The following is a 22,804-nucleotide window of genomic DNA, read 5'->3' as shown; positions in this document are numbered from 1 at the left end:
TTTTTTTTTGTTAAATTAGAAAAAATTTTTAAAATGAATACAATCGAAAAATTACGCCTTATAGAAGATACTTGGCGACACTATATTTGGGAATATAATTTCTTAAAAGAAGAATTAAATTTTAATGATGAATTAAACACTAATTATGTTGGAGTTATTTTTGGTTATTTTCATGATACTTTACCGATTGTAACTAACTATATAGATAACAAAGCTAGTCTCTCATTAGGAAACAAATTTTTAACATCTATCGGATTACTTCAAGTTATTTACCTACAACAAGATTTAATCTCAGAATTAAATAAATCATTTGGAATAACTCATAAAATAGAATTTGGAGACAATCGCAATTTAAGAAATGAACTAATTGGTCATCCTATAAGTCGAAACAAAAGAGACAAGAATTCATTGGAATCTTTTTGTTTATTTGGGTACAACAGTAGTGAATTAGGCGATATCAATTATTTAAAATACCATAAGAACAATGATTTCAAATGTGAAATAAAGGGCTATTTCACAAGTCAAGTTGTTAATGAACATGTTGAGTTTTTAAACAAAAATTTTGATATTATTATAAATAAAATTAAATCCTTGCTAACACAATTTAAAAAAAAATTGAATAATTTGAATAGCAATATAGAAAATCTAGAATTTAAAAAATTACTAGAAGAAGTAAATCTATACTCAAACTATTTCATTGGTTCGAACAATACTTTTAATTCTTTAGATATATCAAAACTTTATGTTTTAAAAAAATCACATCCTAGATACATTTACAACTTTGAACTTTTTTTGAAAAATATAAAATGTGATATAATTGAAAATATCAATAATATTAACAAGAAGTATTTAAACAAAAAAGATCCTATAATTGATAGTAAATATGTAGGTTTATCAAGTAATTATACATTTGGGAAGCTATATTCAAATCATCCTATATTTGGGATATCTTATTTTAAAAACAGATTTTCTGAAGATAAAAACATTATTGAAGAATTAAAAAATATGGAAAACAATATTGGAGAAAATCTTGAATATTATTCATCTTACAACTACTTACAATATTTATTAAATAGAGATTACATAGACTTTTTCAATGATTAATTAATCATCAAAGATGAATTCTATTCACCAATTTTATAGTATTTTCGGTGAACGTAATCACCAAAATTGATATTTCTAGAAGAAAACCACCATCAACCACCAAAAAATCGGAATACTCTCTACCCAAAAAGAAGTATAATATTTATGTCTTTTTTCATTGGCAAAAGCCAAAAATAAAGAAAGAACAACAACTAGGATTCCGTTTACGATTAATTGTTCTTCGACGAAATTGTTTTTTAAAAACTCCAAAAAATAAAAAGGGAGCAAGAGTAATAGCCCTGCAAATTTTGTTCGCTTTAATCCTATTTGTTGCGGCACTGTCTTTAAATGCGGATCGTCATTAGCCAAATCCAATATCTCAAAAATTAGAATTAAAACAAAAACCAATATAAAGCGCTGGATACATTTAAGAAAAAAATCAAATCCAAGTGGAACATCAGCGTTCAGCAAAGGCAAAACTAAGGTTACTCCTACCCAGCACAAAGTCACAATATAAATTTTGACGCCAGCCCAGTTTCGAGCATTCTTCCTATTTGGAAAAAAAGGCAGTGTATATAATAAAGTCAATACTAAAACAGCTACTGAAACCAACTGAGTAATTAATTCTAATTGAAAAAAGTAATAACCAACCCCTATTAATGCAATAAAGCTCAACAAAGCGATTAGTTTAAGCTCGTTTCGCATTTCTCTTTTTTTGGCTCTGGCCAAAGCATCATACTTCACAAAATTATAACCTACAATAGTTCCTAAAAAAGCAAAGTTAGCCATAGGTACATCAGCAGTTATGTTGAACATGAAATGGGTCATTCGAACTAAAGCATATACGGACAAAGCCACATGAATACTGCTTCTGAGATAGAAATTAAATATTTGTTTTAAACTAATCATTAAACAAAATTAGTCAATTGTGAACAAATACACGCTTTGGTTGAAAAATTGATAAAAAATCAATTCAAAACATGAATTAGATTGTTTATAATACTTATTTTTGCAGCACTAAAAAAACACAACATTACCATACTTACATGAAAACAGACTCATTTGCTTTAAGACACTTAGGCCCAAGGGAAAACGATATTCCACAAATGTTAGAAACCATAGGTGTTGAGACTTTAGATCAGTTAATCGCCGAAACTATTCCTTCTGACATTCGTTTAAAAAAACCATTGGAATTGGAGCATATTATGACTGAATACGAATATGCAAATCATATTCGGTTATTAGGTCGTACTAACAAAGTATACAAATCATATATCGGCTTAGGCTACCACCCAACAATTGTCCCTCCTGCTATTCAAAGGAATATATTTGAAAATCCAGGATGGTATACAGCTTACACACCGTACCAAGCAGAAATTGCTCAAGGTCGTTTAGAAGCAATATTGAATTTTCAAACAATGGTTATTGAACTAACCGGAATGGAAATTGCAAATGCTTCGTTACTTGATGAGAGTACTGCAGCAGCTGAAGCAATGGCTTTATTGTTTGATGTTCGTTCTCGAGATCAAAAGAAAAACAACGTATGTAAATTCTTCGTTTCTGAAGAAATTCTACCACAAACCATATCTGTTTTACAGACACGTTCTGCTCCTATTGGTGTTGAATTAGTGATTGGGAATCACCAAGAATTTGATTTCTCAAACGAATTCTTCGGTGCAATATTACAATATCCTGGAAAATACGGTCAAGTTTATGATTATGCTGATTTCATCAAAAAAGCGAATGATAATGAAATAAAAGTAGCTGTTGCTGCTGATATTTTATCATTAGTAAAATTAACTCCTCCAGGAGAGATGGGAGCTGCAGTTGTAGTTGGAACAACACAACGTTTTGGAATCCCAATGGGTTACGGCGGACCACACGCTGCATATTTTGCAACAAAAGATGAGTACAAACGTTCTATGCCAGGAAGAATCATTGGAGTTTCGCAAGATGCTAATGGAAACCGTGCATTACGTATGGCGTTACAAACGCGTGAACAACATATTAAACGTGAAAAAGCAACTTCAAATATCTGTACTGCTCAGGTATTATTGTCAGTTATGGCCGGAATGTTTGCTGTCTACCACGGTCCAAAAGGACTAAAGTATATTGCTAACAAAGTGCACTCTTCTGCTGCAACTTTAGTACAAGCTTTAGGTAAATTAGGAATCGAACAAACGAACACAGCATTTTTTGATACAATAGTTGTAAAAGCTGACGCTTTAAAGGTTAAAGCTATTGCCGAAAGAAATGAAGTGAATTTCTATTTCATCGACAATGAAACGATTTCTATTTCTGTAAATGAGACAATTTTAATGTCGGACATCAATCAAGTGATTGCGGTTTTTGCAGAAGCATTAGGAAAAGAAGCTTTTGAAATTTCTGAATATGTTTCAGAGAATAATTACCCGATGCTTTTAAACAGAACATCGGAATTCTTAACGCATGAAGTATTTAACAAATACCATTCTGAAACCAGCATGATGCGTTATATCAAAAAATTAGAGCGCAAAGATTTATCATTAAATCATTCGATGATCGCTTTAGGTTCTTGTACTATGAAACTAAACGCAGCTGCTGAAATGTTACCATTAAGCATGCCTTATTGGAACACCATTCACCCATTTGCACCTTTAGATCAAGTAGAAGGTTATACTAAAATGCTTAAAAAACTAGAGCATCAGTTAAATGTAATTACTGGTTTTGCCGGAACTACATTACAACCTAACTCAGGTGCTCAAGGAGAATATGCTGGTTTAATGACGATTCGTGCTTATCACCAGTCAAGAGGCGATGATCAAAGAACAGTTTGTTTGATTCCTGCTTCGGCTCACGGAACAAATCCTGCATCAGCTGCTATGGCTGGAATGAAAATTATCGTTACCAAAACAATGGAAAACGGTAATATTGATGTAGAAGATGTTAGAGAAAAAGCACTTCAATACAAAGATCAATTATCTTGCTTAATGGTTACTTACCCATCTACACATGGTGTTTTTGAAAGTGCTATTAGAGAAATCACTCAAATCATTCACGACAACGGTGGTTTAGTATATATGGATGGTGCTAATATGAATGCACAAGTGGGACTAACAAATCCAGCAACAATTGGTGCTGATGTTTGTCACTTAAACTTACACAAAACATTCGCTATTCCTCACGGAGGTGGTGGACCTGGTGTAGGCCCTATTTGTGTAAACGAAAAATTAGTTCCGTTTTTACCCACAAATCCATTAGTAAAAGTTGGTGGTGAAAAAGGAATTACTGCAATTTCTGGAGCTCCTTACGGATCAGCTTTAGTTTGCCTGATTTCTTACGGATACATTTGTATGCTAGGCGCTGAAGGAATTACTAATGCTACTAAATACGCAATTCTAAACGCAAACTACATGAAGGCGCGTCTAGAAGAGCATTATCCTATTTTATATTCTGGAGAAAAAGGAAGAGCAGCTCACGAAATGATTTTAGACTGTAGAGGTTTTAAAGTAAAAGGAATTGAGGTTACTGATATAGCAAAACGTTTAATGGATTATGGTTTTCATGCTCCAACAGTTTCTTTCCCTGTAGCTGGAACTTTAATGATTGAACCTACAGAATCTGAAGATGTTGCTGAATTAGACCGTTTCTGTGATGCTATGATTTCTATTCGTAAAGAAATCGAAGAAGCTTCAGCTGACGAACCAAATAATGCATTAAAAAATGCACCGCATACTCTAGCGATGCTAACAGCTGACACTTGGACATTACCTTATTCAAGAGAAAAAGCTGCATATCCTTTAGAGTACGTAGCCGAGAATAAATTCTGGCCAAGCGTTCGTCGTGTTGACGAAACTTATGGCGATAGAAATTTAATTTGCAGTTGTGCTCCTATTGAGGCATACATGTAAATCATACCTCTTTTATATATATTATTAAATGCCTCGAAATCAATCGAGGCATTTTTTATTAAGATATAATACCTTTGCTATAGCCAAATCTTCCTTCAAAAGACAACACCTCAAAAAAGTACTAATTTGACAATCATAAAATGCGCGATAAAAACTATACGATTTTTGAATATTTATTAAAAAATCATCAGTAAATTAGCCAAATAATTACTATATCATAATTATATGCACGCATAGTAAATAACATAGCTATAATCATTTTTTTATCTTTAAATTAGCCTAAAATTTTTTTCAAAATAAACCCATGAAAATAAAAATAACTGGAATAGGAAGTTATATTCCTGAGAAAAAAGTAAGCAATACTGACTTTATCAATCATGTTTTTTTAAATGAAGACGGAACGCCATTTGGGAAACCAAATGATATTATAATCAACAAATTTAAGGGGATTACAGGAATTGAGCATAGGCGCTATGCAGAAGACAATTTAAACTCTTCTGATCTAGCTTTTATGGCAGCCCAAAAAGCAATAGAAAATGCAGCAATCGATTCTGAAACGATTGACTACATTATTTTTGCACATAACTTTGGTGATGTAAAATACGGAACAACTCAATCTGACATGCTTCCAAGTCTAGCTACACGAGTTAAGAATAAATTGCAAATAAAAAACCCAAAATGCGTTGCCTATGATATCCTTTTTGGATGTCCAGGTTGGATCGAAGGGGTACTTCAAGCGAATGCATTTATCAAATCAGGCATGGCTAAGCGATGTTTGGTAATAGGTTCTGAAACCTTATCCAGAGTTGTTGATGATCACGATAGAGATTCTATGATTTATTCAGATGGTGCGGGTGCAGCAATTATTGAAGCTTCTGATGACGAAACAGGAATGCTTTCTTATGAAAGTGGAACTTACGCCATCGATGAAGCTAATTATTTGTTTTTTGGTAAATCATACAATACTGATTTAGATCCAGACACACGTTACATAAAAATGCACGGACGTAAAATCTACGAATTTGCTCTAACTACCGTTCCTGCAGCAATGAAAAGTTGTTTAGACAAAAGTGGAATTGCGATTGATGATGTCAAAAAAATCTTAATTCATCAAGCTAATGAGAAAATGGATGAAGCCATCATTCAACGTTTTTACAAATTACACGATAGACCGGTACCTCAAGACATTATGCCTATGAGTATAAGCGAGCTAGGAAACAGCAGTGTTGCCACTGTACCTACTCTTTTTGACCTTTTAATACGTGGTGAAATAAAAAATCAATCTATTCAAAAAGGAGATGTTCTGCTATTTGCTTCTGTAGGAGCAGGAATGAATGTAAATGCCTTCGTATACAGATATTAGTATTATTTGTAGCTAATCCAGCTATACACTACAAGTCCACACTTAAAAAAAGTGTTTTTACAAAACTCAAAAAGAGCTTCTTTTAGTCGCTTTTTTAAGCTAATAAAAACTGCCTTTTTTAATTGTGGGCTTTTCATTTCTATCTGGGCTAAAAATCTGCTAAACAAGAAATATATCTTTGTACCTTTGCGCCTTTGTTTATACCCATTAAAAAAATGTACGAAAAAACGTTTCCCAATAAAAGATTCAAACACACTTTAGAATTTTTAAACAAGCACACCTCAACTGCTGAAACCATTCTAGATTTAGGAGTCGAAAATCCTTTTTCAAAAATCATGAAAGAAGCTGGTTATTCAGTCAAGAATACAAGCGGTGAAGATTTAGATATTGACCAATCCGTATTTTCAGCAGAAAAACAAGATGTAGTAACTGCTTTTGAAATATTTGAGCATTTACTGAATCCATATACTATTTTAAGCGAAATAAAATCAGATAAGCTTTTCATATCTATTCCAATGCGTTTGTGGTTTTCACCAGCTTACAGAAGCAAAACAGACATGTGGGACAGACATTATCATGAATTTGAAGATTGGCAGCTAGACTGGCTTTTGGAAAAAACAGGATGGAAGATTATCGACCGTCAAAAATGGACTAATCCAGTCAATAAAATTGGAATCCGTCCCCTATTACGTCGTTTCACAAATAGGTATTATATCGTTTATGCCGAAAGAATAAAATAATGGAATACTATATTGTTATACCGGCGCACAACGAAGAAGCTTTTATTTCGTTAACATTGCAATCCTTGATTTCGCAAACGCATTTACCTAAAAAAGTAGTTGTGGTCAATGACAATTCGACTGATAAAACTGCCGAAATTGTATTGGCTTTCGCCAAAGAAAATCCGTTTATAACATTGGTAAACAAAACCTCAAGCGCTATACACTTACCAGGAAGCAAGGTGATTCAAGCCTTTAACGCTGGTTTAGAAACGCTCGATGATGGATATGATATTATGATGAAAGCCGACGCCGATTTGGTTTTTCCCGATAATTATTTCGAAACAATCATAAAGCACTTTCAATCAGACAGCAAAATTGGCATGGTTGGCGGTTTTTGTTATATTGAAAAAAATGGGCAATGGGTATTAGAGAATTTGACCGATAAAGATCATATTCGTGGTGCACTTAAAGCCTACCGAAAAGAAACTTTCAAGCAAATTGGCGGTTTAAAACCTCAAATGGGTTGGGATACTGTTGATGAATTACTTTGTAAGTTCTACAATTGGAAAGTAATAACAGATGCTTCTTTACACGTAAAACATCTTAAACCTACCGGAGCAAACTACAACAAAACGGCACGCTATAAACAAGGCGAGGCTTTTTATACACTAGGATATGGTTTTGCAATAACAGCCATAGCATCAGCTAAGCTGGCAATGATGAAAAAGAAACCATTACTCTTTATAGATTATATAAAAGGTTTCTGGAAAGCAAAAACTGCAAAAACGCCCTTATTAGTTACCCCAGAACAAGCAAAGTTCATAAAGAACTATCGCTTGAAAAAGATGAAGGAAAAACTTTTTTAAATATCTCAAGAATCGGATATTTGAAAAAACTCATTACCGATAACTTATTACTCATAACTAATTTTGTAATTTAGCCCATAATCGTAAAACATATGATGCTCATTCGATATATAACGCAGATAGGAAGATACTTCTTGATGCTAAAGGAAATTTTCAGCAAACAAACCAAATGGTCTGTAATGAAAAAACTTATCTTCAAGGAAATTGATGACTTAGTCATTGAATCATTAGGTATAGTTGCTTTCATCTCTTTCTTTGTTGGGGGAGTTGTTGCCATACAAACGGCACTTAACCTTACCAATCCATTAATTCCAAAATACCTCATCGGTTTTGCCACACGACAATCGATAATATTGGAATTTGCACCTACTTTCATCTCTGTAATTATGGCTGGAAAAATGGGCTCTTTTATTACATCTAGTATCGGAACCATGAGAGTAACCGAACAAATAGATGCCTTAGAAGTAATGGGAGTCAATTCACTAAATTATCTTGTATTCCCTAAAATAATCGCTTTGTTACTATATCCATTCCTTATTGGAATTGCTATGTTCCTAGGGATTCTGGGCGGCTGGATGGCTGGTGTATACGGTGGTTTCACCTCGAGTGCTGAATTTGTTAATGGAGCTCAGATGGATTTCATCCCGTTTCATATTGCATACGCTTTTATAAAAACACTAATATTTGCTATGTTATTAGCCACTATCCCATCGTTTCATGGTTACTACATGAAAGGTGGAGCATTAGAAGTGGGTAAAGCCAGTACCGTAGCTTTCGTATGGACATCAGTTTCAATAATACTTTTCAATTATATACTAACGCAGTTGTTACTAGGAGCATGATAGAGATAATAAACTTAGAAAAATCATTCGCAGGAACTAAAATTCTTAAGGGAATTTCGAGCGTTTTTGAAACTGGAAAAACAAATCTAATTATTGGACAAAGTGGTTCGGGAAAAACGGTTCTACTAAAAAGTCTTTTGGGAATTCATACACCCGAGTCAGGAAAAATCTGTTTTGACGGAAGGGTATACTCTGAATTAGAAGACGGTGAAAAAAGAGAACTGAGAACTGAAATTGGAATGGTTTTTCAAGGCAGTGCCTTGTTTGATTCAATGACAGTAGCAGAAAATGTAGGCTTCCCGCTAAGGATGTTTACCAAAGATAATAGCGCAAAAATTAAGGAAAGGGTTGATCAAGTACTAAAACGAGTCGATTTAGTGGACGCACACAATAAACTACCTTCACAAATTTCGGGTGGAATGCAAAAACGTGTGGCTATTGCAAGAGCAATTGTGAACAGACCGAAATACCTTTTTTGTGACGAACCTAACTCAGGTTTAGATCCAAATACTGCCATATTAATTGATAACCTTATTAAAGAAATTACTGAAGAGTACGATATAACTACGGTTATCAATACACATGATATGAACTCAGTAATGGAAATTGGTGAAAATATTTTATTTCTAAAAAACGGATTAAAAGCTTGGCAAGGAACAAAAGAAGAGATTTTTAAAACTGACAATCAAGATGTTGTAGACTTCGTTTATTCATCAAATTTATTTAAGAAAGTCAGAGAAGCCTATTTAAAGGAGTAAATCAAGCTATTAATAAATATTCTCGAATGTTTCCTATGTCATAAATCAATGTGGTAATAACTCTACCTCAGCATTTGGATTAAAAAGATACATTTTCCCCGAACTCACCTCCAAGCATTCAAAACGCTTGGTTCGGATTGCTATTTTCTTAAAAATCTTTCCGTTTTGGATTCTAAAAACACTACCGTACGGAATCTCAAATACGTAGTTTTTATCATTTTGTTTGTCAAATTGCTTTAATGCCAATGACAAAGTTGCATCAGTATCACTACTTGCAGTAGGATTCCTAAAATGCTTGGCTAGTAATGGCAACAGATGATTTGGGAAAATTTCTGGTCTAATAAAAGGAACCATCATCTGCTGAAAGGAATATTTCCACTCATTCCCATGCGGTTTTATATTCCGTCCATATTTCTCAAAAGCAACCAGATGAGAAATTTCATGAATCAAGGTCATCAGAAACTTATATTTATTCAGATTTGAATTAACCGTAATTTCGTGCTTCCCGTTCAATCCCTTTCTGTAATCTCCATGACGTGTTTGCCTTTCGTTTACAATTTTGAGATGCACACGGTTGACCACAATTAGCTCAAAAACGGGTTTTACAGCGTGTTCCGGAATATATCTTGCAAGTGTTTCGCTCAAAGCAATTAGGAATTATGGGTTTGTTGAGGATACTTGTAGTACTTTCCCATTGTAGTATTTATTTCCTGTCAATGTAAAGTCAAAAATATAATCAGCCATTTCGTTGGCTTTTATCGGTGCTTGATACCCTGGGAAAGCTTCTTCTAACATTTCTGTTTGTACTGCCCCTAAAGCCAAAACATTAAAAGAAATACCTCTTTCTTTATATTCTTCTGACAATAATTCTGACAAGGTAATCACAGCTCCTTTACTTGAACTATAAGCTGCTAATCCTGCAAATTTAAGACTGCCTTGAATTCCTCCCATAGAACTTATGGTAACAACATGGCTTCCTTTTTGTAGATACGGCAAGCAAATACGAGTCAAATTTGCAACAGCAAAAACATTTACTTTATAAATATCTTCAAAATCTTTTTGTTCCGTTTCTGAAAAAGGTTTCAACATAAAACTACCTGCATTATGAACAATCGCATCTACTTTTTTCCAAGTAGTCGACAAAAAATCATTTACTTTATCTAAATCAGCTTCGTTTGAAAGATCTACAGACAGACAAGTAATGTTTTTATTTTCAATAAGAATTCGAGGAGTTTTTCTAGAAATAGCGAGAACCTGATGTCCTGCATTAGCAAATTTCAAAGCCAGCTCATATCCTATTCCCCTACTTGTACCTGTTACTATAATATTTTTCATAAGGCAAAAATAAACAAAACTAACAAAACATCACTAATTACAGCGATCCAAAAAAGCTAATTCATGTGAATTTCACGGCTCGCTGTGTTGGTCATTTCTGTCACTGCCGGTAGCATTTCCTGAATAAAGGAAGTCATATGCACTATATCCATCATTTTAAATTCATCAGACACATGGTGGTAGTAGTCGAAATTATCAAAATCAAAAGTGCTCACAGAATGGCAAGGCACATGAAACACATCATAAAAAGAGTAATTATCTGAGCGATAAAACAATCTTAATTCCGCTTCTTTACGAAGAAAGCCAATAGTGTTCTTCCCAGTATATTGATTAATTTTACTCGCCATATTAGATTTGTCAAAACCCGATATATAGGCTAAATAATCCCTTTTCATAGGAACCCCAATCATTTCAATATTAAACTGCGCATAGAGGTTGAAGTTTTGCTCTTTCAGTTTTTTTGCCAAATGCTTAGATCCTAACAGTCCTTTTTCTTCTCCAACAAAGAATACAAATAACAGGCTTCTTTTATTTGATTTAGTAGCACTAAAATACTTTGCCATTTCGGCTACTGCTGTAGTTCCCGAAGCGTCATCATTTGCGCCATTATTAATAAAATCACCATTAACAGCTGTTTTTGATAATCCTATATGATCGTAATGACCACTTATCAAAATAAATTCTTTCTTCAGCACGGGATCACTTCCCTCTATATAGCCTACAATATTATAAGCCGTTCCTTTAAAATTAGACAAAGTATCTCGATAAGAAGAAAAGTAGGGCGCAACATTATTACTCTTAAAAAAGGTTTCTAAGTAAACTGCCGCTTTCTCCATCCCTTTTCTACCCGTTTCCCTTCCCTCTAACTCATCTGACGAGAGATATTGTAGCATATCTGCTACTTCATGCTCTTTGACTTGGTAATGAATGGCTGCTGACTTCTGTGAAGTTACCTCGACCACATCTGCAACTAAATTAGAATTTGGCTTACAGCATAAAAAGAGTAATGGAAGCAGCAATATAAAATTTCTCATAATTTGATTTTTCGTAATTGAATCTGATTGTCTCTAACGGAAATATTTTTTAAATACTTTATAGCCTTGGACAATAGCCAAAACTATGAAAAATACCGGAATAATTATGGGCATCAAGTATTTTGAGAAATTTTCGGTGTTTTGAGAAAGAGAATGTAAAAAATAAACCAATGCAATCATTCCTGCAAAAGTCCCAATTAAGGTTCCAGCTAAATAATAGAACTTCAGAGAACTCTTTGTTTTTATATATTCTCCATTAATCAAGTAGAGGTTCCAGCCGGTCCAGAACGGTAGTTGAAGAAAATTCAAACTACTCAATATTAAACCAATTAAAAAAGGGGAATAGCTAATATATTTTTCTAAATAGTTACGGTTTGCTATAGTTCCGCTTGACAGTGAATAAAAGGAATAGGCCAAAATCAACAAAAAGACAATCCCAAAGATGTCAATAAATTTCATTAGCTTTTTATTATTGACTAAACGATTTGCAAAAATTAAGGTATAGTAAACGATAAAGGCTTCAATAAAAATGACGCCCAGTAAATATAAAAGTAGTTCTTCAACCCCAAAAGCAGAAAAGATTTCGAATCCAACAACATTCAAATATCCCAGCGGAATTGAACCAATAAAGCTCACCGAAAAACCAACAAGAATATTTTTAAATCTCTTCATCATATTAGAAATTGACAATTTTATTGCTTTGTTCCAGATGCATTCTATATTCACGCATGCCTAGTTTATGGTCAAGATAAGGAGTTCCCATTTTATTATTGGCAACACTTATTTCATACATATAGGTAATATGTCTAGCCAATTCCTTCCATGCAAAAAACAAAGAATGTTTAGGGTCATAAATATGAGTTGGTTCACTTGCAGCGCCATTTAACTCCACTATTGAAAAGTTTTCTCCGCGTTCTAATTCTTCAATTGTATTGTACATCACATCCAATCTTCCAAAATAAAACCCTGGTATTTGCAGACACATTTCATTAATGGTCTCTTCTAGCTTTGGAGTAATCCAATGACTTCCGTCAATAAATTTTGCGCCTCGAGCATGATTCCCATAAGGGACCAAATTCAACTTTTCTCCTTGTGCCAATATCTCCTTTAGTTTTTCTCCAAATTCTTGTCTCAATACTTTTAATTGCAATTCATACCTTGGATTCTCTTTTATTAATCCTTCGATAGTAGCCGTACCATTTCCAGTGAGTATCATAAATTCTTTAGATACAATTCCGGTAAGCTTTCCTGACTTTTGATCAGGATACCGCACGTAAAAAATACCAACCTCATTTTTAAAAGGAATTAAATCTTGAATCACATAGTCAAAATTTGCTTTTAAAGCATATTGCTCTAAATCAGCGACAGTATTTATTTTCATTACACCAGAACCACGCAAACCAATGTCTGGTTTGGCAATCAATGGGTAGTTTATACCTGCATCACTGATTATTTTTTCTATTTGCGTTAATGCCGTGGCTTCCTTTATAAGTTCAGTTTTTGGGTAATAGTGCGGCGGAATTAAATTATAAATAGCTTTCTTGGATTCCATAATAAACCCACCATTTTTTATAGAAGGATTTGATGCATTAAAGAAAAAAATAGACCTAGCTTTAAACGAGTAAAAGATCCAAAGAAAATATATTGGAATATAAACGACCTGAAAAGGCCAATATTCCCAGTGGGTAATCTTGTGAAACAGTAGTTTGTTTCTGCTATTTTTCATCACTCGGAATAAATTTAAATAATTATAAATGAGGTGCAAGTATCTTTTTGCGCAACCAAATCATAATGCAAAATGGCCACTTTATTTTTCTCGATTACTGACTGTGTAATACTCAAGGTTTTCAGCTCGTTATTTCTATTTATGACCAATCCTTTTTCTTGATTTTCAGAGTCTGAATATCGATGAAATTGATATATTTCGTTTTCTGAAATTATAGGATTATTATCCAAAAAGGAATAAAAAGCATCCGAACGCTCTTTTCTAATGTCAGCTGGATATAGTGTTGATGAAGACCAAATATGTTTTTCACTGCAGTTTAGTTCGACAGTCTCTTTACTTTCTCCATTCCATCTCAACTGAAAGAGTTTTTCATTCTGAAATAATACTAAGGTAAAAGGCTCTATGTTTACCAAATCCATTTCTTTCCAGAAATCCTTTGGCGAAACGCTACTTATAAGATCTAAAACAATCAATCCTCTGCTTTTTCTGTAAGGCAGTTCGAGCTGATGTTTCTCGCTGGCACCATTCAATAAAACCAAGACAGTTCCCGTTTCATCTACTACATACCAAGTCCCACCCGCTCTTGGATCTTTAGGAAAAATAACGTTTTTACCTTTTATGATATAATTTTGAGGAGCTATTGCATTGGGTCTAATTACCTTTTCGTCACGGTTTGAGGTAATGATAATTTTATCAAACGATTTTACAAAACTTACTGTGCACATTGCTCTCTATATTCAATTGTTGAACGAGCCACTCCAAAATTTTCACAAACTAAAATGGCGGGATTTTGCAAAACAGCTACTTTTATCAAAGCTTGGTGATGGATACAATGCTCTAGATTATAAAGCAACTCTCTAAGATAACTGCTTTCAACTCGAATTTCTTCGCCATCAATAATTTGCTGCAATTCCATTTTTTTATTTTCTTTTTCCAAAGAATTCTGGATAATTCCAATCTGACTTATCGCAAAATCAGTATCCGTTTGAATCCGTATATTTCGTTCGCGTTGATCATAATTGACAATACCCGAATCATAATTATTTTCAAGGCATTGAAACATTTCAATAATATGTCTTGAATGTTCCCCAATAGTGGAGTTACTCAATGCCGCACATTGATTTGAGTACTCTGAATTTGAGATTTGATTGAGTAAATCAACCAATTTGCTTAAGCTGTTTTTTATGGATACTATTAGCATATTAGAACTTTAATTTTAACAAGTTGGGTATTTCATTCTTATTTTGAAATACTAAAACCGAACAACAAAGAAAGCTAATTACCGCCATAATAAAAAGGACGCCCCCATCGTTCTGCACTTCTATCCCTAAAACAAAAAGATGCGATGAGATTGCGCCATTCATAACCATCTAACCTACATGACTAATGCGGAGAAAATATAAATACTACACAATCCAAAATCACTTTATTTGTCCAGAACTTAAAGTTCTAAACAATTTATGAACGCGCAAATACCAATATTTTAAATCTTCGTAAATAAATGTGTTTTGGTAAATGTATTAAAAATTAGAATAAAAAATAAAAACCCTTTCAAATCGAAACTTGAAAGGGTTTTCAAAAGGATATTAAATTCTATTTAAGAGACTAAAGTTCTAGAAATCACAATACGTTGTATTTCTGAAGTTCCCTCATATATCTGAGTAATTTTTGCGTCACGCATCATACGTTCCACATGATATTCTGCTACATAGCCATTTCCACCATGAATTTGTACTGCTTCAATTGTAGTGTCCATCGCTGTTTGCGAAGCAAATAATTTGGCCATTGCTCCTGACTGAGAAATATCTTTTCCTTCATCTTTTTCTGATGCAGCTTTTAGACATAACATTTTGGCTGCCATAATTTGAGTCGCCATATCTGCTAATTTAAAAGCTATCGCTTGATGTTTAAAAATTTCTTTTCCAAAAGCTTTACGCTCCTGAGAATATTTCAATGCTAATTCATAAGAACCCGTTGCTATTCCTAAAGCTTGAGATGCAATTCCTATTCTTCCACCATTTAAAACGCTCATGGCAAAATTGAATCCAAATCCGTCTTCTCCTATTCTATTTTCCTTAGGTACTTTTACATCATTAAAAAGTAAAGAGTGTGTATCTGATCCACGAATCCCCATTTTCTTTTCTTTTGGACCAATATCAAATCCAGCCCAACCTTTTTCAACTATAAAGGCATTGATTCCCTTATGTCCTTTCTCGATATCCGTTTGTGCAATGATAATATAGGTAGAAGCAGAAGATCCGTTTGTAATCCAGTTTTTAGTCCCGTTTAACAAATAATGGTCTCCTTTATCGATTGCTGTTGTTTTTTGCGAAGTCGCATCAGAACCCGCTTCTGGCTCAGACAAACAAAAAGCACCTATTACTTCTCCTTTGGCAAGGGGAACAAGGTATTTCATTTTTTGCTCTTCGTTACAGTATTTCTCTAATCCGGCACAAACTAACGAATTATTCACAGACATAATAACTGCCGCAGACGCATCTATTTTTGCGATTTCCGTAATAGCTAAAACATAAGAAACACTATCCAATCCAGAACCTCCGTATTTGGGGTCAACCATCATTCCTAAAAAGCCAAGCTCAGCCATTTTCTTAACTTGCTCGGTTGGGAATTTCGAAAACTCATCTCTTTCAATTACTCCCGGCAACAATTCGGTTTGAGCAAAATCTCTAGCGGCTTGTTGAATCATTAACTGCTCTTCTGTTAGATTAAAATCCATAACTATATAACTTTTTTATTAGTTTGCAAACTCTTCTTATAAAACAAAAATATAAATCCATAACTTAGATTTAAATTTAGAACCGATTTATTTACTATTCCACTGAAGAATTGACGATTATTTTACATTGTTTAATTTATCCTGCTTTTTATTTAAATAAAGTAGTCAAAGATACTTTTTTCTTGTGAAATTATCAATTTTGATTTGTAAATTTGCCCTATGAAACAGGATTATTACAACGTTATCGGAGTTATGTCAGGAACATCACTTGACGGAATCGATTTGGCCCATATAGAATTCCACAAAAACAACGACAAATGGGATTTCAAAATTCTTGAAAGCGAAACCGTTTCTTACAGTAATGAATGGGTAGACATTCTAAAGTTAGCTGTGGATTTCTCTCAAGCCGAGCTAAAAAGTACGAACCAAGAATACACTACGCTTCTGGCTTCCGTTATTTCTGATTTTATCGAAAGACATAAAATTACAAAATTAGATGCAGTTTGCTCTCATGGACACACGATTTTGCATCAACCCCAAAATGGAATTACACTTCAAATTGGAAACTTAGCCGAAATTTCAAACTTAATTCAGCAATTGGTCGTTTGTGATTTTAGAGTACAAGATGTGCAATTAGGAGGCCAGGGCGCTCCCTTGGTTCCTATTGGCGACCGTATTTTATTTCCAGAATACGATTACTGCATGAATTTAGGTGGCTTTTCGAATGTTTCTTTTGAAGAAAACGGCAAACGTGTAGCCTTTGATATCTCTCCAGTAAATACCGTTTTAAATTTTTATGCTAACCAATTGGGATTGAATTATGATGATAAAGGATCAATTTCAAGATCTGGAAAAATCAATCAAAATTTATTGGACAAACTAAACGACCTAGCTTATTACCAAACAAAATACCCTAAATCATTGGGATTTGAATTTGTAAAAGAAACTGTTTTGCCTCTTATCGAAAATTTCGAAATTAGCATTGAAGATAAGTTAAGGACTTTCACGGAACATGCAGCCATTCAAATAGCATTGGCTCTGCCTAATAAACAAGCTAGCCTTTTTATAACTGGTGGTGGTGCATACAATGATTTTTTTATTGAAACAATCCAGAATCATATTCCCAAAATTAAAATAATAATCCCTTCCCCTAAAATTCTAGAGTTTAAAGAGGCCTTGATTTTTGCCTTACTTGGAATTCTAAAATTACGAGAAGAAGTCAACGTATTATCTAGTGTAACAGGAGCAAACACAGACCATAGTTCAGGAATAATTCATCAATTGAAATAAAATTCAAAATAAACTATACACATAATACTAATTTTTATATTTGTACAAATTAAACATATCGCAACTAAATGAAAGATTTATTAAAGAAATTTGAAAATAAAGAGCCTGAAATTGTTTTTAACTGGAAAGATGCCGAAACTGAAGCTGAAGGATGGACAGTGATTAATTCACTTCGTGGTGGAGCAGCTGGTGGTGGTACCAGAATGAGAAAAGGATTAGATATAAATGAAGTATTGTCTTTGGCAAAAACCATGGAAGTAAAATTCACAGTATCTGGACCAGCAATTGGTGGTGCTAAATCTGGAATTAACTTTGACCCTAATGACCCAAGAAAAAAAGGTGTGTTGCAACGCTGGTATAAAGCCGTATCACCATTATTGAAAAGCTATTACGGAACAGGTGGTGATTTAAATGTAGATGAAATTCACGAAGTAATCCCTATGACGGAAGAATGTGGTGTTTGGCATCCACAAGAAGGTGTTTTTAACGGTCATTTCAAGCCTACTGAAGCTGATAAAATCAATAGAATTGGTCAATTGCGTCAAGGTGTTGTTAAGGTGATCGAAAACCCAAAATTCTCACCAGATGTTTCTCGAAAATATACCGTTGCAGATATGATCACTGGTTTTGGTGTTGCAGAAGCTGTTCGCCACTTCTACTCTATTTATGGTGGAAATGTAAAAGGAAAGAAAGCCATTGTACAAGGTTTTGGAAATGTAGGTTCAGCAGCAGCTTTCTATTTAGCTGAAATGGGTGCTAAAGTAATAGGTATAATCGATAGAGATGGTGGATTAATAAACGAAGAAGGATTCTCTTTTGAAGAAATAAAATCATTATTCCTTTCTAAAGATGGTAATAAATTAGTTGCAGAAAATATGATTCCTTTTGAAGAAATCAATGAAAAAATCTGGACAATTGGTGCTGAAATTTTCACTCCTTGCGCAGCTTCAAGATTAGTTGCACAATCTCAAATTGATAGTTTAATTGCTAATGGACTAGAAGTTATTTCTTGTGGCGCTAATGTTCCTTTTGCCGATAAGGAAATCTTTTTTGGTTCTATAATGGAAGACGTCGACCATAAAGTAAGTTTGATTCCTGACTTTATTTCAAACTGTGGTATGGCAAGAGTTTTTGCTTATTTCATGGAAAAGAAAGTACAAATGACTGATGAAGCCATTTTCCAGGACACTTCATCAACTATAAAAAATGCTATTGAAAAAGCACACGCATTAAATAGCTCAAAAACAAACATAAGCGCTACAGCTTTTGAAATTGCCTTGAAACAATTGGTATAACAATTCCGTTTCGGGACGCTTCATTATTTAATAGCCTACAATAATACTTATTAGTCAGTTCGATAAAAACGCCTTAACGCGAATTTATCGAACTGACTTTTTTTACTAAAATATAAAAATTGGCTCGAATATTGAATAGAACAACCACAATTAATATTATTTTTGTTTGATATTATTATCTTAAATAAGATAACAATTTTTATAATATATTAGCGTTTCCATAATAAAGAAAATTTCTATGAGTATATTGTTACAAGCAGATACCCTATCTGTTGCACAAGAAAATTTAGCCGATGCTGTTCCAGTTGAAAAAACATTATCCATTATTGAATTACTAACAAGCGGAGGATTAGCTGGTCAGATCATAATGACCGCCTTATTTTTGATGTTTTTTGCCGCACTTTACCTATATTTTGAGCGCTTGATGGCTATTAATGCTGCCTCTCAAATTGACCCCAATTTCATGGGACAAATCAGAGAAAATATTAAAAATGGCCGCATTGACAATGCAAAAATTGCCTGCGCACATTCTAAATCCCCTGTTGCCCGATTAATTGAAAAAGGAATATCCAGAATAGGCAGACCTCTTGAAGACATTAATACCGCAATTGAAAATGCCGGAAAATTAGAAATATACAAGCTCGAAAAAAATGTAAGTATGCTAGCCACCATTTCTGGAGCAGGTCCTATGACCGGTTTCCTAGGAACAGTTGTAGGGATGATTCAAGCATTTCATAAAATGGCAACTGCAGGTGGGCAAATTGAGGTTGGAGCACTTTCAGAAGGGATTTACACTGCAATGACAACAACAGTTGTTGGATTAGTAGTAGGTATTATCGCTTATGTAGGTTACAATCACTTAGTTGTAAAAACGGACAAAATTGTTCATCAAATGGAAGCCAATGCCGTTGACTTTTTGGATTTACTAAACGATCCTGCATAACATTAGGGATTTCAATAAAAAAATAATCTACTTATGAATTTAAGAGGACGAAATAAAGTTAGTGCCGAATTCAATATGTCATCCATGACAGATATTGTATTCTTATTACTGATATTCTTTATGCTTACATCTACCATGGTAACCACAAATGCTTTGGATTTAGTACTCCCTAAAGCAAAAGGAAAAACAGACAGCAATAAGAATATAGCAGTGAGCATAAATAAAGAATTAGAGTTTTTCATTGATAAAGAGCCAGTATCAGAAACTGAGTTAGAGGCAAAACTATTAACACTATTTTCTGCAGACAAGGAGAAAGCAATCATTTTAAGAGCAGAAGAAGGGGTTCCAATAGAAAAAGCAGTCAATGTTTTGGATATCGCAAACAGAAACCAAATCAAAGTTGTTTTAGCCGTAAGGCCAAAATAATTTTAGTTGACCCTCAAAAAAGATAGATTCTACATGAAATATTTAGAAACAAAAGAAGAAAAAAACTCATTTATCATCACATCAGTTCTTTTTGTGATCATGTTTGTTTTGTTTTTTTATTTAGGATTAACTTATTTAGACCCTCCACCTGAAAACGGAATTGCCATTAACTTTGGAACAACTGAGTTTGGCTCTGGAGAAATACAACCTACAGAAGCGATCCAATCAGCACCTAAAACAACCGCTGCAAAACAAGCAGCCTCAAGCGAGGACGAGATACTTTCACAAGACATCGAGGAAGCGGTCGTGATGAAGCAGGTCAAAAAAGCACAGCCTACAAAAGAAGTAGCAAAAGAAGAGGTTAAACCAAAACCAAAAGAAAGTCCAAAGCCTTCAAAAAGTACTTCGGATGCACTTTCCAGCTTAATAAACGGACCCAAATCAGACGGGAAAGCAAAAGGAGGAGAAGGCAACGACAATGTCGCTGGTGATAAAGGAAGTCTAAACGGCGATCCATACGCAAACAGTTACTATGGTTCCGGAAGCGGAACTGGAAACGGAAGTGGCTGGGGACTGAACGGAAGAAGTATCAGCTCAAGAGGTAAGGAAGTACAAAAGTGCAACGAATTTGGTACTGTGGTGGTTCAAATCACGGTAAACAGAAACGGGAACGTTATTGCAGCCAAATATACTAAGGGAACCACAAATACAAACCCATGTCTTGTAGAACCAGCATTGGCAACAGCCAGAAAATACAAATGGCAAGCTGATTCAAATGCCCCTGAAACCCAAATAGGTTTCATAACCGTTAATTTCAAACTGGGGGAATAATATCCAATTGATAATTTAAGACACTATTTAATTATCAAAACATCAAAAACAATGAATTATCACGAAACTACAGAATGGATGTTTAATCAACTTCCTATGTATCAACTTCAGGGTGCATCCGCCTATAAAAAGGATTTAACAAACACCCACCTACTGGTTAATCATCTTGATAATCCGCAACAAAATTTAAAAAGCATTCATGTTGCAGGTACCAATGGAAAAGGTTCTACTTCGCACATGTTATCCTCAATATTACAAGAAGCTGGCTATAAAGTAGGACTCTACACCTCCCCTCACTTAAAAGATTTTCGAGAACGAATCAAAATTAACGGACTAGATATTTCGGAAGAATTCGTTTGTGAATTCATCAATACCAACAAAAGCTTTTTTGAATCTAAGGACATCAGTTTTTTCGAAATGAGTGTTGGCTTAGCATTTGAGTATTTTTCGAAAGAAAAAGTAGATATTGCTATCATTGAGGTGGGAATGGGCGGAAGACTTGATGCAACCAATATCATAACACCAGTTGTATCTGTAATTACCAATATAGGATTAGACCATACTCAATTCCTAGGAAATACACTCGAAGCGGTTGCTTTTGAAAAAGCAGGCATAATTAAACCCAATACTCCAGTCGTTATTGGCGAATACACTCCCGAAACAAAACCAGTCTTTTTGGCTAAAGCCGAAGAATGTAATTCTGAAATATATTTTGCCTCCAATTTAATTTCAGAAACCTATCCTTCTGACTTAATTGGCGATTATCAAATCCACAATAAAAAAACGGTTCAACAGACAATCCATATTCTAAATACGCAGACAGAATTTAATATATCTGATGTTCAATCAAAGTCAGGGCTGTTACATGTTGTAAAAAACACCAACCTTCAAGGGAGGTGGCAGCAACTAGGTGATTCACCTAAAATTATTTGCGACACAGCACATAACAAAGAGGGGCTATCTATTGTATTACATCAAATCGAAAAAGAAACTTTTGAAACATTACATATTGTCTTTGGAGTAGTCAATGACAAAAATTTAGATGAGATTTTGCCTTTATTACCAAAAAACGCAATTTATTATTTTAGCCGACCAAATAATCCAAGAGGGTTAAATTCTCAAATACTATATAAAAAAGCACTTGAATTCAACTTAAAAGGAGAGATATTCGATTCAATTACAAACGCTTACAAAAAAGCAAAACAAACAGCAAAAGACGCCGACTTTATCTATATTGGTGGGAGCACATTTGTAGTTGCAGAAATTTTATAATTTTTTTTATTTTTTGCTTGTTTATTCAAAAAACAGTCTTATATTTGCACTCGCAATAAGGAAATGAAAATTAACAAATTGCATTAGGGCGATTAGCTCAGCTGGTTCAGAGCACCTCGTTTACACCGAGGGGGTCGGGGGTTCGAACCCCTCATCGCCCACAAAACTTCTCAAGAAATTGAGAAGTTTTTTTTTGTAAAATAGTCTCAAAAAAAAACTCCCTGAAAAATAATGGATCAAGTTCAAAAGGGATCAAGTCTAAATGTTGTGGGGAAATATATAAATAACGACTTTTGCATTTATAAAATATATCTCAATGCAAGATTCCTACAGCGAACTGATCAAGTTATTATTGCCAGAAATTATTGTTGAATATTTCGAACTTACTTCC

At 34.0% G+C, this 22,804-nt stretch carries 22 protein-coding genes and 1 tRNA gene; 14 read left to right on the top strand and 9 right to left on the bottom strand.

The genetic code is table 11. The annotated features are described in order from the left end of the window. The first annotated feature begins 33 nt into the window (after nt 1-33). On the top strand, nt 34-1,104 hold the full coding sequence (locus tag BLV91_RS05015) for a hypothetical protein (RefSeq protein ID WP_139262278.1): 1,071 nt from the start codon (nt 34-36) through the stop codon (nt 1,102-1,104). Between the two features lie 75 nt (nt 1,105-1,179). On the opposite strand, the gene BLV91_RS05010 is transcribed toward BLV91_RS05015, so the two are convergent. Beyond that, the gene (locus BLV91_RS05010) at nt 1,180-1,992 is read right to left on the bottom strand and encodes a hypothetical protein (protein ID WP_175513955.1); all 813 of its coding nucleotides are present in this window, start codon (nt 1,990-1,992) and stop codon (nt 1,180-1,182) included. Between the two features lie 137 nt (nt 1,993-2,129). On the opposite strand from BLV91_RS05010, the gene gcvP reads away from it, so the two are divergent. From gcvP to BLV91_RS04980, 6 genes are all read left to right on the top strand, one after another. Then, nucleotides 2,130-4,973 carry an aminomethyl-transferring glycine dehydrogenase gene (gene gcvP, locus BLV91_RS05005; RefSeq protein WP_091430371.1) on the top strand — a complete coding sequence of 948 codons (2,844 nt, stop codon included), beginning with the start codon at nt 2,130-2,132 and terminating at the stop codon, nt 4,971-4,973. Nucleotides 4,974-5,277: 304 nt separating this feature from the next. Next, on the top strand, nt 5,278-6,336 hold the full coding sequence (locus BLV91_RS05000; protein ID WP_091430369.1) for a 3-oxoacyl-ACP synthase III family protein: 1,059 nt from the start codon (nt 5,278-5,280) through the stop codon (nt 6,334-6,336). Nucleotides 6,337-6,551: 215 nt separating this feature from the next. Beyond that, on the top strand, nt 6,552-7,076 hold the full coding sequence (locus BLV91_RS04995) for a class I SAM-dependent methyltransferase (RefSeq protein ID WP_091430365.1): 525 nt from the start codon (nt 6,552-6,554) through the stop codon (nt 7,074-7,076). Further along, nucleotides 7,076-7,924: a glycosyltransferase family 2 protein gene (locus BLV91_RS04990; protein ID WP_091430363.1), complete on the top strand. Its 849-nt coding sequence runs from the start codon at nt 7,076-7,078 to the stop codon at nt 7,922-7,924. The genes BLV91_RS04995 and BLV91_RS04990 overlap by 1 nt, the downstream gene beginning before the upstream one ends. 92 nt (nt 7,925-8,016) lie before the next feature. Then, nucleotides 8,017-8,766 carry an MlaE family ABC transporter permease gene (locus BLV91_RS04985; RefSeq protein ID WP_091430361.1) on the top strand — a complete coding sequence of 250 codons (750 nt, stop codon included), beginning with the start codon at nt 8,017-8,019 and terminating at the stop codon, nt 8,764-8,766. Further along, nucleotides 8,763-9,524, top strand: a complete 762-nt coding sequence (locus tag BLV91_RS04980; protein WP_091430357.1) for an ABC transporter ATP-binding protein — start codon at nt 8,763-8,765, stop codon at nt 9,522-9,524. The genes BLV91_RS04985 and BLV91_RS04980 overlap by 4 nt, the downstream gene beginning before the upstream one ends. A gap of 45 nt (nt 9,525-9,569) precedes the next feature. Here BLV91_RS04980 and BLV91_RS04975 read toward each other — a convergent pair whose 3' ends face one another. The 8 genes from BLV91_RS04975 to BLV91_RS04940 form a co-directional block, all read right to left on the bottom strand. Next, nucleotides 9,570-10,169 (bottom strand): SprT-like domain-containing protein, encoded by a 600-nt coding sequence (locus BLV91_RS04975; protein WP_091430354.1) that lies wholly within the window; start codon nt 10,167-10,169, stop codon nt 9,570-9,572. Nucleotides 10,170-10,181: 12 nt separating this feature from the next. Then, nucleotides 10,182-10,859, bottom strand: a complete 678-nt coding sequence (locus BLV91_RS04970; protein ID WP_091430352.1) for an SDR family NAD(P)-dependent oxidoreductase — start codon at nt 10,857-10,859, stop codon at nt 10,182-10,184. A gap of 56 nt (nt 10,860-10,915) precedes the next feature. Next, nucleotides 10,916-11,893, bottom strand: a complete 978-nt coding sequence (locus BLV91_RS04965) for a M28 family peptidase (protein WP_091430350.1) — start codon at nt 11,891-11,893, stop codon at nt 10,916-10,918. A gap of 33 nt (nt 11,894-11,926) precedes the next feature. Beyond that, entirely contained in the window at nt 11,927-12,568 is a 642-nt protein-coding gene (locus BLV91_RS04960; protein WP_245709609.1) for a hypothetical protein, read from the bottom strand. A 1-nt stretch (nt 12,569) separates the two neighbouring features. After that, a complete protein-coding gene (locus BLV91_RS04955; RefSeq protein WP_175513959.1) occupies nt 12,570-13,619 on the bottom strand; it encodes an ATP-grasp domain-containing protein in 1,050 nt (349 codons plus the stop codon). Nucleotides 13,620-13,633: 14 nt separating this feature from the next. After that, a complete protein-coding gene (locus BLV91_RS04950; RefSeq protein WP_091430348.1) occupies nt 13,634-14,344 on the bottom strand; it encodes an NRDE family protein in 711 nt (236 codons plus the stop codon). Next, on the bottom strand, nt 14,332-14,820 hold the full coding sequence (locus tag BLV91_RS04945) for a hypothetical protein (protein ID WP_091430345.1): 489 nt from the start codon (nt 14,818-14,820) through the stop codon (nt 14,332-14,334). Before BLV91_RS04945 ends, BLV91_RS04950 begins: the two co-directional genes overlap by 13 nt. A 396-nt stretch (nt 14,821-15,216) precedes the next feature. Continuing rightward, on the bottom strand, nt 15,217-16,356 hold the full coding sequence (locus BLV91_RS04940; RefSeq protein WP_091430343.1) for an acyl-CoA dehydrogenase family protein: 1,140 nt from the start codon (nt 16,354-16,356) through the stop codon (nt 15,217-15,219). 219 nt (nt 16,357-16,575) lie between these two features. Between BLV91_RS04940 and BLV91_RS04935 the strand changes: the two genes are divergently transcribed. The 7 genes from BLV91_RS04935 to BLV91_RS04905 all read left to right on the top strand — a co-directional run bounded on the left by BLV91_RS04935 (nt 16,576) and on the right by BLV91_RS04905 (nt 22,574). Further along, complete coding sequence (locus BLV91_RS04935) at nt 16,576-17,646, top strand: anhydro-N-acetylmuramic acid kinase (RefSeq protein ID WP_091430340.1); 1,071 nt, start codon at nt 16,576-16,578, stop codon at nt 17,644-17,646. A 68-nt stretch (nt 17,647-17,714) separates the two neighbouring features. Continuing rightward, nucleotides 17,715-18,941 carry a Glu/Leu/Phe/Val dehydrogenase dimerization domain-containing protein gene (locus BLV91_RS04930; RefSeq protein ID WP_091430338.1) on the top strand — a complete coding sequence of 409 codons (1,227 nt, stop codon included), beginning with the start codon at nt 17,715-17,717 and terminating at the stop codon, nt 18,939-18,941. A gap of 238 nt (nt 18,942-19,179) precedes the next feature. Continuing rightward, complete coding sequence (locus BLV91_RS04925; RefSeq protein WP_091430336.1) at nt 19,180-19,884, top strand: MotA/TolQ/ExbB proton channel family protein; 705 nt, start codon at nt 19,180-19,182, stop codon at nt 19,882-19,884. A 33-nt stretch (nt 19,885-19,917) separates the two neighbouring features. After that, nucleotides 19,918-20,310: an ExbD/TolR family protein gene (locus BLV91_RS04920; RefSeq protein ID WP_091430333.1), complete on the top strand. Its 393-nt coding sequence runs from the start codon at nt 19,918-19,920 to the stop codon at nt 20,308-20,310. Between the two features lie 33 nt (nt 20,311-20,343). Further along, nucleotides 20,344-21,141, top strand: coding sequence for an energy transducer TonB (locus tag BLV91_RS04915; RefSeq protein ID WP_091430330.1), 798 nt, complete (start codon nt 20,344-20,346; stop codon nt 21,139-21,141). Nucleotides 21,142-21,192: 51 nt separating this feature from the next. Next, complete coding sequence (locus BLV91_RS04910; RefSeq protein WP_091430328.1) at nt 21,193-22,413, top strand: bifunctional folylpolyglutamate synthase/dihydrofolate synthase; 1,221 nt, start codon at nt 21,193-21,195, stop codon at nt 22,411-22,413. A gap of 86 nt (nt 22,414-22,499) precedes the next feature. Continuing rightward, nucleotides 22,500-22,574 (top strand) — tRNA-Val (locus BLV91_RS04905). Nucleotides 22,575-22,804: the final 230 nt, after the last annotated feature.

The sequence above is a fragment of the Flavobacterium degerlachei genome (genome assembly GCF_900106645.1).
Taxonomy (GTDB): Bacteria; Bacteroidota; Bacteroidia; order Flavobacteriales; family Flavobacteriaceae; genus Flavobacterium; species Flavobacterium degerlachei.
Note: the sequence above shows the minus strand (reverse complement) of the source record. Positions and strands in the feature narration are given on the sequence as shown.

Excerpts from the sequence above, each read along its gene's own strand:
- BLV91_RS04965 (WP_091430350.1), bottom strand. The coding sequence starts at position 11,893 with ATGAGAAATTTTATATTGCTGCTTCCATTACTCTTTTTATGCTGTAAG.
- BLV91_RS04925 (WP_091430336.1), top strand. The coding sequence starts at position 19,180 with ATGAGTATATTGTTACAAGCAGATACCCTATCTGTTGCACAAGAAAAT.
- BLV91_RS04990 (WP_091430363.1), top strand. The coding sequence starts at position 7,076 with ATGGAATACTATATTGTTATACCGGCGCACAACGAAGAAGCTTTTATT.
- BLV91_RS04955 (WP_175513959.1), bottom strand. The coding sequence starts at position 13,619 with ATGAAAAATAGCAGAAACAAACTACTGTTTCACAAGATTACCCACTGG.
- gcvP (WP_091430371.1), top strand. The coding sequence starts at position 2,130 with ATGAAAACAGACTCATTTGCTTTAAGACACTTAGGCCCAAGGGAAAAC.
- BLV91_RS04970 (WP_091430352.1), bottom strand. The coding sequence starts at position 10,859 with ATGAAAAATATTATAGTAACAGGTACAAGTAGGGGAATAGGATATGAG.
- BLV91_RS04950 (WP_091430348.1), bottom strand. The coding sequence starts at position 14,344 with ATGTGCACAGTAAGTTTTGTAAAATCGTTTGATAAAATTATCATTACC.
- BLV91_RS04915 (WP_091430330.1), top strand. The coding sequence starts at position 20,344 with ATGAAATATTTAGAAACAAAAGAAGAAAAAAACTCATTTATCATCACA.
- BLV91_RS04960 (WP_245709609.1), bottom strand. The coding sequence starts at position 12,568 with ATGATGAAGAGATTTAAAAATATTCTTGTTGGTTTTTCGGTGAGCTTT.
- BLV91_RS04930 (WP_091430338.1), top strand. The coding sequence starts at position 17,715 with ATGAAAGATTTATTAAAGAAATTTGAAAATAAAGAGCCTGAAATTGTT.
- BLV91_RS04920 (WP_091430333.1), top strand. The coding sequence starts at position 19,918 with ATGAATTTAAGAGGACGAAATAAAGTTAGTGCCGAATTCAATATGTCA.
- BLV91_RS04995 (WP_091430365.1), top strand. The coding sequence starts at position 6,552 with ATGTACGAAAAAACGTTTCCCAATAAAAGATTCAAACACACTTTAGAA.
- BLV91_RS04940 (WP_091430343.1), bottom strand. The coding sequence starts at position 16,356 with ATGGATTTTAATCTAACAGAAGAGCAGTTAATGATTCAACAAGCCGCT.
- BLV91_RS04910 (WP_091430328.1), top strand. The coding sequence starts at position 21,193 with ATGAATTATCACGAAACTACAGAATGGATGTTTAATCAACTTCCTATG.
- BLV91_RS05000 (WP_091430369.1), top strand. The coding sequence starts at position 5,278 with ATGAAAATAAAAATAACTGGAATAGGAAGTTATATTCCTGAGAAAAAA.
- BLV91_RS04945 (WP_091430345.1), bottom strand. The coding sequence starts at position 14,820 with ATGCTAATAGTATCCATAAAAAACAGCTTAAGCAAATTGGTTGATTTA.
- BLV91_RS04935 (WP_091430340.1), top strand. The coding sequence starts at position 16,576 with ATGAAACAGGATTATTACAACGTTATCGGAGTTATGTCAGGAACATCA.
- BLV91_RS04985 (WP_091430361.1), top strand. The coding sequence starts at position 8,017 with ATGATGCTCATTCGATATATAACGCAGATAGGAAGATACTTCTTGATG.
- BLV91_RS04980 (WP_091430357.1), top strand. The coding sequence starts at position 8,763 with ATGATAGAGATAATAAACTTAGAAAAATCATTCGCAGGAACTAAAATT.
- BLV91_RS05010 (WP_175513955.1), bottom strand. The coding sequence starts at position 1,992 with ATGATTAGTTTAAAACAAATATTTAATTTCTATCTCAGAAGCAGTATT.
- BLV91_RS05015 (WP_139262278.1), top strand. The coding sequence starts at position 34 with ATGAATACAATCGAAAAATTACGCCTTATAGAAGATACTTGGCGACAC.